The sequence below is a fragment of the Kitasatospora sp. NPDC056731 genome (genome assembly GCF_040687675.1).
GTDB lineage: Bacteria > Actinomycetota > Actinomycetes > Streptomycetales > Streptomycetaceae > Kitasatospora.
The window spans coordinates 20,398-30,866 of sequence record NZ_JBFBNR010000069.1; the positions used below are offsets into that span (position 1 = coordinate 20,398).

A 10,469-nucleotide genomic window follows, 5' to 3' on the forward strand; every position below is an offset into this window, starting at 1 on the left:
TGATGACAAGCACGACGGTGATGACACGGAGGAGGGCTGCCAGATGGCCCGCAGGAAGATCGGGAAGAAGGCGCGGTTGCGCCTGCTCGTCGGGGTGGTCGGCGCGGTCGTGATTGCCGGGGCCACGGCCCTCGGGGTGACGGCCTGGGGCGAACCGGAGGAACGGGCGGTGACCATGGACGAGGCGTCCCGGCTGGCGCTGTCCCGGCTGACGCTGTACCAGGCCAGCCCGGCGGCGGTGGCGCTCACCGCGGCGGAGGGCGGCGGCGTGCAGATCCGGGTGGAGGGGGTGGTGGACTACCGCACCCGCCGGGGGGTGGGCCGCTACCAGGTCTCCGGGGCCTCGGGCCAGCTCGACCACGGCCTGATCATCTGGGACGGCGACGGCCTCGGGCTGGCCCCGGAGCCGGCCGGATCCGGCCCCGCCTGGGAGCAGGCCGAGCACGTCCCCCGCTCCGGCTGGTCGCCGCGCTCCTACACGGCCGACCCGCTGGACGCCGGGCTCGGCCTGCTGGTCCGCCTCGGCGCCGACCGGCCCGACAACCCGCTGCTGCTCGCCCAGTCCGGGGCGCGCCTGCTCGGCCGGGACCGCATCGACGGCCGCGACTACGACCGCTTCTCCGGCCCGCGCGCCCAGGGCGCCGCCCCGGACGGCGGGCCGTCGCCGCTCACCTACTGGGTCGACGGCGACGGCTCGCTGCGCCGGGTCACCATGCGGATGCCCGGCCTGGGCACCCCGACGACCGTCGACCTCACCGGGCGGCAGGACGGCGTGCGGATGCCGGAGGCGCCGTGGGCCGCCGGGTGAGGCCCTAGGGCCGCCGGGGCTGCGGCTCACCGGGGCCCGGGCTCACCGGGGTTGCGGCACGGCGGCGGCGTCCGTGGGCAGGGCGTAGCGGTCCGGGTCGACGGGCCCCGGCAGGTCCGTCGCCGGCCGGCCCGGCGCCGCCGGGTCGGGCAGGGAGGGCTGCGCGGCCGGGGCCTGCACCTGGTGGAACGGCACGCCGGGCGGCGCCATGACGGTGGCGGGTCGCCCGCCGGGGAGCGGGCCGCGGCCCTGCGCCCCGCACGCCGCCTGGCCCTCCAACCGGTCCGGGCTCTGGGTGTCGGGCGTGTTGCCGGTGAAGCAGTTGCCGGGGTCGGTGGAGGCCAGCACGAGGTCGACGCCGTTGCCCGTGGCGCGGTTGCCCTCGACGCGGTTGCCGCTCGCCGGGTGTCCGGGCGGGTCGGTGACGATGATCCCGGCGGCGCGGTTCCCCTGGACGAGGTTGCGCAGCACCTGGTTCGCGGTGCCGCCGCCGATCCCGAGGCCGATGCCGAAGCCGCCGTCCGCCTGCTCCGGGGTGTCGGCGGCGTTGTTGTCGGCGATCACGTTTCCGGCGATCACCGCGCCGTGCTGCGGGGCGAGGGACTCCAGGTCGTTGGAGTTCACCGTCACGCCGACCCGGTTGCCGACCACCCGGTTGCCGAGGATGCTGAGCCCGTCGGAGGCGTTGGTCAGCTCGATGCCGACCGCGTTGCGCTCCACGGTGTTGCCGTGCACGAGGGTGTCGCAGGGCTTGCACTGGCCGACGTAGATCCCGGAGTCGGCCTGCCCGGAGGCGTAGGAGTCCTCGATCACGCCGCCGCGCGCGTCGAAGGCGTAGATGCCGTACAGGCCGTTGTCGTACGCCGTCACCCGGGAGGCCCGGAAGCCCTGGACGGGCGGGAAGCGGTTGGTGTCCAGCGGGTCGTACGCGGAGCCGCCGGCGCCGTGCCGTTGCAGGTGCTCGTCGGTGACGCCGGTGAACAGGACGCCGTTGGCGAGGTAGCCGTGCACGGTGAGGTTCTCCACCACCGAGCCGGCGCCGGTGACGGTGATGCCGTTGACGAGCCGCACCCCGCCGTTGAGGACGACGGTGTTGCGGTCCGTCCCGCGCAGGACGATGCGCGGCTTGGTGATCCGGACGCTCTCCGGGTACACGCCCGGGTGGACCAGCACGGTTTCGCCCTCGCGCGCGACGTCCACGGCCTGCTGCACGGTGGGGAAGTCCTCCGGGACCTGGATGACCGTACCGGCCGGATGGCGGGCCTCGTCGGAGGAGGAACCCGATGCCGCGCAGCCGGCCAGCGCCAAGGTGGTGGCGAGCAGCGCCGCGGACAGCCGTCGCAGGGGTCTCGTGGCACGTGCAGGTGAGGGCCGCTGGGTGGGGTGACGCATCATCAGGATTTGCATGAGAGGTGTTCTATCGTCTCCAATGTCGCCCATGCATGCCGAAACCGGAAAAGTGCGGAAACAGACGGAAGCCGCCAGGACCGGTGTCGAGCGGAGGGCGCTGCTCGCGGCCGGGGCGGTGCTCGCCGCCGGACTCGGCGCCGGCGTCCAGGCGTTGGCGCACGGCGGCCACGAAGGCGCCGCGCAGCACCCGGCGGCTCCGCCGCCCGACCCGGCGCCCCTCTTCCACGGCCCCCGCCAGGCCGGCGTGACCACACCCCCGCAGCCCGCCACCCAGCTGCTGGCCTTCGACCTCGCACCCGCCACCACCGCCGGCGGCCGGGACGCCCTGCGCGGCCTGCTCGCGGACCTCACCCGGCTGCTGGCCGCCGCGACCGCCGGGACGTCGCCGGACCTGCGGCTCCAGGGCGCCGAACCGGCCCGGCTCACCAGCCTGGTGGGTGTCGGCCCCGACCTCGCCGCCCGGCTCGGCCTGAACGTCCCGACCGCGCTCGCCGACCTGCCGGCCTTCGCCGGCGACCGCCTCGACCCGGCGCGCGGCGGCGGCGACGTCCTCGTCCAACTCTGCGGTGCCGACCGCTGGACGCTGACCATCGTCGCCGAACTCGCCGCCACCGCCGCCCGCGCCGCCGGGGCCACGCCCCGCTGGACCCAGTCCGGCTTCCTGCCCGCCACCGCCCCGGGCACCACCGCCCGCAACCTGTTCGGCTTCAAGGACGGCACCGCCAACCCCGACGAGCCGACCGCCCGGCAGTGGGTCTGGGGCCCGGCGGGCGCGCACGAGAACGGCACCGTCCTGGTCTACCGGCGGATCCGGATGGACGTCGCCGCCTTCGCGGCCCTCCCCGGGGACCGGCGCGACCTGGTCATCGGCCGCCGCGCGGGCGACGGCGCCCCGCTCACCGGCAGCGCCGAACACGACGAACCGGACGTCTACGCCAAGAACCCGGACGGCTCCTACGTCATCCCCGCCACCGCCCACGTCCGGCTCAGCAGCCCCCGCCTCGACGGCGGCGCACGCATGCTCCGCCGCGGCTACAGCTACGACGACGGCCCGGACGACCGCGGCCTGCTCTTCTGCGCCTTCATGCGCGACCCCGCCCAGTTCACCCGCGTCCAGACCCGCCTCGCCACCCGCGACGCCCTCAACCCGTTCGTCCAGCACCAGGCCTCCGCCGTCGCCTACGTCCTGCCCGGCGCTCCCGAGGGCGCCACCCTGGGCGAGCAGCTCTGGGGCTGACGGGGGAGAAGAAGGGGGTTTGCCCGCGACGGCCCGGGGGCCGGCGCGGGCTGCGGGCTGCTCGCCGCAGGCGGCCCGGAGCCCCCGGCTACCAGGTGACCGGAAGCTGGGCGGGGCTGCGGGTGGTGGTGCCGAGCTGCCAGGTGAGCCGGTCGACGGGGGTGGCGAGGCGCAGGCCCGGGAGGGCGGTGGCGAGGCGGCGGAGGGATTCGCGCATTTCCAGGCGCATCCGCCAGGCGCCGAGGCAGTAGTGGGGGCCCGCGCTGAAGGCGAGGGTCGGGGCGGGCAGGGGGTGGTCGAGGCCGGCGTCGAGGCCGTCGGGGAAGACGGCGGCGTCGCGGTTGGCGCTGCCGAGGCTGACGGCGAGGACGGCGCCGGCGGGGATGTGGACGCCGCCGAGGTCGACCGGTTCGGTGACGCGCCGGGTGGTGGCCTCGTCGTCGCCGAGCGGGATGAAGTGCAGGAGGCGTTCGGTGACGCGTTCGGTGGTGTCGGGATCGGCGAGGCGGGGCCAGTCCTCGGGGCGTTCGCCGAGCAGGTAGACGAGGGCGTTGCCGAGGGCGCCGGTGACGCTCTCGTTGCCGCTGGCGGTGAGCCCGCAGACCAGGTAGACGAGTGATTCCTCGGGGACGCCGCCGTCCTGGTCGGCGGCCTGGACGAGGCGACTGACCAGGTCCTCGCCGGGGTGGTGGCGGCGGCGGGCGATCAACTCGCCGGTGTAGGCGGCGCATTCGGCGAGCGCCTCGGCCGGGTCCAGGGCGCCGTCGGCCGCGTCGCCGCCGTCGGCCGGGGTGCCGTCGGCGAGGATCGCCCTGGTCCAGCGGCGGAGCCGTTGCTCGTCGAGGTGGTCCGGGCCGTCGCCGTCGAGCCCCATCAGGCGGCTGGTGACGGCGAAGGGCACCGGCCGGGTGAAGGCGGTGACCAGGTCGGCGGGGGTGCCGCCGGCCGCGAGGGCGTCGACGGCCTGCTGGACGCCCTCCGCGACCCAGGGCTGCCAGCCGGCGATGGCGCGTGCGGTGAAGGCCCGTTGGACGGTGCTGCGCAGCCGGCGGTGTTCCGGCCCGTCCTGGTTGAACATCGACGCCGGGTTGCTGGAGACGTCGGCGCCGCCGCCGGGGGTGCCGACGGTGGCCAGGTCGCCGCGGGTGAAGCGGGGGTCGGTGAGGGTCTGGCGGACGTCGTGGTAGCGGGTGACCAGCCAGGCGGGGGTGCCGTCGGGGAGGGTGGTGGGGTGGGGCGGCTGGGCGGGGGTGACGGGGAGTCGGTGCAACGGGGGGAGGGCGGGTGCGGCGGTGGACATGGGTCCCTTCGGGGTCGGCGGTCCGGCGCGGGATGAGAATCCAACTGTCGTATTTACGTAGATCGTTGGATTCCGCTGCTGCTTGTCCCGTTGGTCCCGATGGTAGCGATTTCACCTCCCCCGGTCAGGGTTTCACCGGGGCCTGTCCGGCGCGTATCCCGCCGGGCGCATCCCGCCGGGCATACCCCCGCCCTGTAAGTCGAGCGCTCCCGACGGTCCTGCCGTCGGGGGCGCTCGGCCTGCGCGTTCTAGCCGTCGAGGCGGCCGACCAGGTCGTAGCCGGCCTCGTCGATGGCGGCGGCGACGGCCTCGTCGGCGAGCGGCAGGGTGCTGTCGATGGTGACCTTGCCGGTGGCGAGGTCCACGGCGACGTCGGTGATGCCGTCGATCTTCCGCAGTTCGGCGGTCACCGAGGTGACGCAGTGGCCGCAGGTCATGCCCTTGACCTGGAAGACGGCCCGCCCGGCGGTCCCGGCGGCGGGGGCCTCGGTGGCGCCGGTGCCGCAGGAGCCGCAGCAGGAGGCGGTGGTCTCGGCGGCGGTCTCGGCGGCGGGGGACTCGACGGTGACGGTGGTCTCGGACATGGGGGTGCTCCTGTCATCAGTGCCCGGCGCCGGCCGCGGGTGCGGTCGGCCGCTTCTCCTGGAGAACGTACCATACCCCCCAGGGGTAATTGAGGGCGTCGCTCGCGATGGCCGTGAAACGGACTCGACCGATCGTCAACTGATCCTTGTGGCAGTCTCGTTGCGCCCTTCCGGCAGGGTGGGAGCGGCCGCCCGCATCCCGGCGGCCGGCCCCGGCAGGCGGCCGACCCCCATCACCCGAGGTGACACCCCATGGACCACACCACCCGACCCGGAGCGCGCGGCCCGCGCGGACTGCGCGAGATCCTGGCGGCCGGCGAGCGGACGTACTCCTTCGAGTTCTTCCCCGCCAAGGACGACGCCGGTGAGCGCTCCCTGTGGGCCGCGATCCGGCGGGTGGAGGCGGTCGCGCCGACCTTCGTCTCCGTCACCTACGGCGCCGGCGGCTCCTCGCGCGACCGCACCATCGAGACCACCGAGCGGATCGCCGCCCAGACCACGCTGCGGCCGGTGGCCCACCTGACCGCCGTCGGCCACTCCACCGCCGAGCTCCAGGCCGTCCTGCGGCGCTACGCGGACGTCGGGATCCGCGACGTCCTCGCCCTGCGCGGCGACCCGCCCGGCAACCCGAACGGCGCCTGGGAGCCGCACCCCCGGGGCCTGCGGCACGCCGCCGAACTGGTCGAACTGGTCAAGGGCTGCGGCGCGTTCACGGTCGGGGTGGCGGCCTTCCCGGAGCGCCACCCGCGCTCGGCGGACTGGGCGGACGACATCCGGCACTTCGTCGCCAAGTGCCGGGCGGGCGCCGACTACGCCGTCACCCAGATGTTCTTCGACGTCGAGCACTACCTGCGGCTGCGCGACCGGCTCGCCGAGGCCGGCTGCGACACCCCGGTCATCCCGGAGATCATGCCGGCCACCGACGTCCGCCAGATCGCCCGCTTCGCCGAACTCAGCGGCGCCTCCTTCCCGGCGGGCCTGGCCGCACGGCTGGAGGCGGCCCGCGGCGACCGGCCGACCGCGCACCGCATCGGCGTCGACCACGCCACCCGGATGGCCGAGCGCCTGCTCCGCGAGGGTGCGCCCGGCCTGCACTTCATCACGCTGAACCGCTCCACCGCCGCCCTGGAGATCCACCGCAACCTCGGGCTGGACCGGGCGGCGCAGTCGTCGGCCCCGCTGGCGGCGGCCTGACGGAGGTCTGACAGGGGTCTGGCGGGGGTCTGGCGGGGGAGCGGCCGGGCCCCCGGCGAGGTGCGAGGGATGATACCCGGTACGGGTATATGGTGCTCGGCGCTGGCGAACCCGGGGCACCAGGGAAGGCGGACCCACCATGCACGCGATCCTGCACGCGCTGTCCATCGCCGGATCGATGACCTGGGAGATCGCCTGGGCGCTGATCCTCGGCTTCCTGCTCTCCGCCGTCGTCCAGGCCGTCGTCCACAAGTCCACCGTCGTCCGGCTGCTCGGCGACGACCGCCCCCGCACCCTCGGCGTCGCCGCCCTCCTCGGCGCGGCCTCCTCCTCCTGCTCGTACGCGGCCGTCGCCCTCGCCCGCTCGCTGTTCCGCAAGGGCGCGGACTTCACCGCCGCGATGGCCTTCGAGATCGCCTCGACCAATCTGGTCGTCGAACTCGGCGTCATCCTGGCCCTGTTGCTCGGCTGGCAGTTCACGGCGGCCGAGTTCGTCGGCGGGCCGGTGATGATCCTCGTCCTCGCCCTGCTCTTCCGGCTGCTGCTGCGCGACCGGCTGCTGCGTGAGGCCCGCGCCCAGGCCGAACGCGGCCTGGCCGGCTCGATGGAGGGCCACGCGGCGATGGACATGTCCGTCGCGGGGGAGGGTTCCTTCGCCCGGCGGCTGCTGTCCCGGCAGGGCGTCACGGCCGTGTCGCACGTGTTCGTGATGGAGTGGGCGGCGATCCTCAAGGACCTCGTCCTCGGGCTGCTCATCGCCGGTGCCATCGCCGCCTGGGTGCCGGACTCCTTCTGGCAGGCCTTCTTCTTCGCCGACCACCCGCTCGCCGGCCGGCTGTGGGGCCCGCTGGTCGGCCCGCTGGTGGCGATGGCGTCCTTCGTCTGCTCGATCGGCAACGTGCCGCTCGCAGTGGTGCTGTGGAAGGGCGGGATCAGCTTCGGCGGGGTCGTCGCGTTCATCTTCGCGGACCTGCTGATCCTGCCGATCCTCAACATCTACCGGAAGTACTACGGGCGTCGGACGGCCCTGTTCCTGCTCGGGACCTTCTACGCGGCGATGGTGGTGGCCGGCTACACCGTCGAGTTCCTCTTCGGCGCGCTCGGCCTGGTCCCCGACCAGCGCGAGGCCGAGATCCCGATGGCGGGCATCGAGTGGAACTACACGACCTGGTTGAACATCGCCTTCCTGCTCCTCGCCGCCGCCCTGCTCGTCCGCTTCCTGCGTACCGGCGGCCGCGCCATGCTCCGGATGATGGGCGGCGAGCCCGCAGTCGGGGACGGGCACCGGCACGACCGGCACTGACGCCCGGCGGTGGGTACCTCCCTGGGGTTTCGGGCGGGGCGGACCGCCGACCCCGGAAGATACCTGCCGGGGGTATCCGCTTGTTCTGAGTACCCCTAGGGGGTATAAAGGAACTCGACGCCGACCGATACCCCCCGAGGGTATGGAGGTCGGACCGGAGACGCTCAGCACGTCCCCGGAACGACGACTGTCACGAGGAGCAACGATGACCACCCAGGCACCCGCCTCCACGGAGGTGGAACTCTCGATCGGCGGCATGACCTGCGCCTCGTGCGCGGCCCGCATCGAGAAGAAGCTCAACCGGATGGACGGCGTCTCGGCGAGCGTCAACTACGCCACCGAGAAGGCGAAGGTCGCCTTCCCCGCGGGCGTCGACGTCGCCGACCTGATCGCCACCGTCGAGGCCACCGGCTACAGCGCCGCGCTGCCGAAGCCGCCGGCCGCCGAAGGCCCGGCCGGGCAGGCCGAGCCGGTCGACGAACTCGCGCCGCTGCGCCAGCGGCTGGTCACGGCCGTGGCGCTCGCGGTGCCGGTGATCGCGATGGCGATGGTGCCGGCCCTGCAGTTCGACAACTGGCAGTGGCTGTCGCTGGTGCTGGCCGCGCCGGTGGTCACCTACGCCGCCTGGCCGTTCCACCGCGCCGCCTGGACCAACCTCAAGCACGGCGCCGCGACCATGGACACCCTGGTCTCGCTCGGCACCGGCGCCGCGTTCCTCTGGTCCCTGTGGGCGCTGTTCCTCGGCGACGCCGGGATGCCGGGCATGCGGCACGGCTTCGAGCTGACCATCGCCCGCAGCGACGGCCCGTCGAACATCTACCTGGAGGCGGCGGCCGGCGTCACCGCCTTCATCCTGGCCGGCCGCTACTTCGAGGCCCGCTCCAAGCGGACCGCGGGCGCCGCGCTCAGGGCGCTGCTGGAACTGGGCGCCAAGGACGTCACCGTGCTGCGCGGCGGGGCCGAGGTCCGGATCCCGGTCGGCGGCCTGGCCGTGGGCGACCGGTTCGTGGTCCGGCCGGGCGAGAAGATCGCCACCGACGGCGTGGTGGTCGAGGGGGCCTCGGCGGTGGACGCCTCGATGCTCACCGGCGAGTCCGTGCCGGTCGAGGTCGCCGTCGGCGACCAGGTCACCGGCGCCACCGTCAACGCGGGCGGCCGGCTGGTGGTCGAGGCCACCCGGATCGGCGCGGACACCCAGCTGTCCCGGATGGCCCGGCTGGTCGAGGACGCGCAGAACGGCAAGGCCGCCGCCCAGCGCCTCGCCGACCGGATCTCCGCCGTCTTCGTCCCGATCGTGATCGTCCTGGCGGTGGCCACCCTCGGCTACTGGCTGGGCACCGGCGAGGGCTGGACCGCCGCCTTCACGGCAGCGGTCGCGCTGCTGATCATCGCCTGCCCGTGCGCCCTGGGCCTGGCCACCCCGACCGCGCTGCTGGTCGGCACCGGCCGCGGCGCCCAACTGGGCGTCCTGATCAAGGGCCCGGAGGTGCTGGAGTCCACCCGCAAGGTCGACACCATCGTCCTGGACAAGACCGGCACCGTCACCACCGGCCGGATGACCCTGCTCGCCGTGCACACCGCCGAGGGCGTCGACGAGACCGAGGCGCTGCGCCTGGCCGGCGCCCTGGAGCACGCCTCCGAGCACCCGATCGCCCGGGCGATCGCCACCGCCGCCGCCGAGGCCGGTGAGCTGCCCGCGGTCGAGGGCTTCGAGAACGTGCCGGGCCTGGGCGTCCAGGGCGTGGTCGACGGCCACGCGGTGGTCGCCGGCCGGGAGGCGCTGCTGAACGACTGGTCGCAGTACCTGCCGGAGGGCCTGGCCGCGGCCAAGCGCGCCGCCGAGGCGGCCGGGCGGACCGCGATCGCGGTGGGCTGGGACGGCGAGGCCCGGGCCGTCCTGGAGGTCGCCGACGCGGTCAAGCCGACCAGCTCCGAGGCGATCGCCCGGCTGCGCGGCCTGGGCCTGACCCCCTTGCTGCTGACCGGCGACAACCGGGCGGTCGCCGAGGCCGTCGCCGCCGAGGTCGGCATCGCCCCGGAACACGTCATCGCCGAGGTCATGCCGCAGGACAAGGTCGCCACCGTCAAGCGGCTCCAGGCCGAGGGCAAGGTCGTGGCGATGGTCGGCGACGGCGTCAACGACGCGGCCGCCCTCGCCCAGGCCGACCTGGGCCTGGCCATGGGCACCGGCACCGACGCCGCGATCGAGGCCGGCGACCTCACCCTGGTCCGCGGCGACCTGCTGGCGGCGGCCGACGCCATCCGGCTCTCCCGCAAGACCCTGGCCACCATCAAGAGCAACCTGTTCTGGGCCTTCGGCTACAACGTCGCCGCCCTGCCGCTGGCCGCGGCCGGGATGCTCAACCCGATGATCGCGGGGGCCGCGATGGCCTTCTCCTCGGTCTTCGTGGTCGGCAACAGCCTGCGGCTGCGCCGCTTCCGCTGAGCCCGCCCGAACGCTGACCGCCCACTCCGCTGAGCCCGCCCACTCTGCCGGACCCGCCCGAGCCGCCGTGGCCCCGGAACCGCACCTGGTTCCGGGCCAGTGCCTGGACGCCGACAAGGGCGCCTCGATCTGGGTCTGCTGGGCCGGCCCCAACCAGGTCTGGGACATCCAGACCGCCGGCACCGCC

Annotated in this window: 8 protein-coding genes; 5 read left to right on the forward strand and 3 right to left on the reverse strand. The window is 74.5% G+C overall.

The genetic code is table 11. The features are described 5' to 3' along the window. Window positions 1–43 precede the first annotated feature (43 nt). The gene (locus tag AB0R04_RS36825) at window positions 44–808 is read left to right on the forward strand and encodes a hypothetical protein (RefSeq protein WP_363378264.1); all 765 of its coding nucleotides are present in this window, start codon (window positions 44–46) and stop codon (window positions 806–808) included. A gap of 42 nt (window positions 809–850) precedes the next feature. Here AB0R04_RS36825 and AB0R04_RS36830 read toward each other — a convergent pair whose 3' ends face one another. Continuing rightward, window positions 851–2,215 (reverse strand): right-handed parallel beta-helix repeat-containing protein, encoded by a 1,365-nt coding sequence (locus AB0R04_RS36830; protein WP_363378266.1) that lies wholly within the window; start codon window positions 2,213–2,215, stop codon window positions 851–853. A gap of 31 nt (window positions 2,216–2,246) precedes the next feature. On the opposite strand from AB0R04_RS36830, the gene AB0R04_RS36835 reads away from it, so the two are divergent. Beyond that, window positions 2,247–3,455: a Dyp-type peroxidase gene (locus tag AB0R04_RS36835; protein WP_363378268.1), complete on the forward strand. Its 1,209-nt coding sequence runs from the start codon at window positions 2,247–2,249 to the stop codon at window positions 3,453–3,455. Window positions 3,456–3,543: 88 nt separating this feature from the next. Here AB0R04_RS36835 and AB0R04_RS36840 read toward each other — a convergent pair whose 3' ends face one another. Both AB0R04_RS36840 and AB0R04_RS36845 read right to left on the reverse strand, forming a co-directional pair. Then, a complete protein-coding gene (locus AB0R04_RS36840) occupies window positions 3,544–4,755 on the reverse strand; it encodes a cytochrome P450 (RefSeq protein ID WP_363378270.1) in 1,212 nt (403 codons plus the stop codon). 248 nt (window positions 4,756–5,003) lie between these two features. Next, complete coding sequence (locus tag AB0R04_RS36845; RefSeq protein WP_363378272.1) at window positions 5,004–5,339, reverse strand: cation transporter; 336 nt, start codon at window positions 5,337–5,339, stop codon at window positions 5,004–5,006. A 252-nt stretch (window positions 5,340–5,591) separates the two neighbouring features. Here AB0R04_RS36845 and metF point away from each other — a divergent pair, with 252 nt between their 5' ends. The 3 genes from metF (at window position 5,592) to AB0R04_RS36860 (ending at window position 10,282) form a co-directional block, all read left to right on the forward strand. Next, complete coding sequence (gene metF / locus AB0R04_RS36850; protein ID WP_363378274.1) at window positions 5,592–6,533, forward strand: methylenetetrahydrofolate reductase [NAD(P)H]; 942 nt, start codon at window positions 5,592–5,594, stop codon at window positions 6,531–6,533. Window positions 6,534–6,672: 139 nt separating this feature from the next. After that, entirely contained in the window at window positions 6,673–7,836 is a 1,164-nt protein-coding gene (locus AB0R04_RS36855; protein ID WP_363378276.1) for a permease, read from the forward strand. A 205-nt stretch (window positions 7,837–8,041) separates the two neighbouring features. Next, window positions 8,042–10,282: a heavy metal translocating P-type ATPase gene (locus tag AB0R04_RS36860; protein ID WP_363378278.1), complete on the forward strand. Its 2,241-nt coding sequence runs from the start codon at window positions 8,042–8,044 to the stop codon at window positions 10,280–10,282. Window positions 10,283–10,469 lie beyond the last annotated feature (187 nt).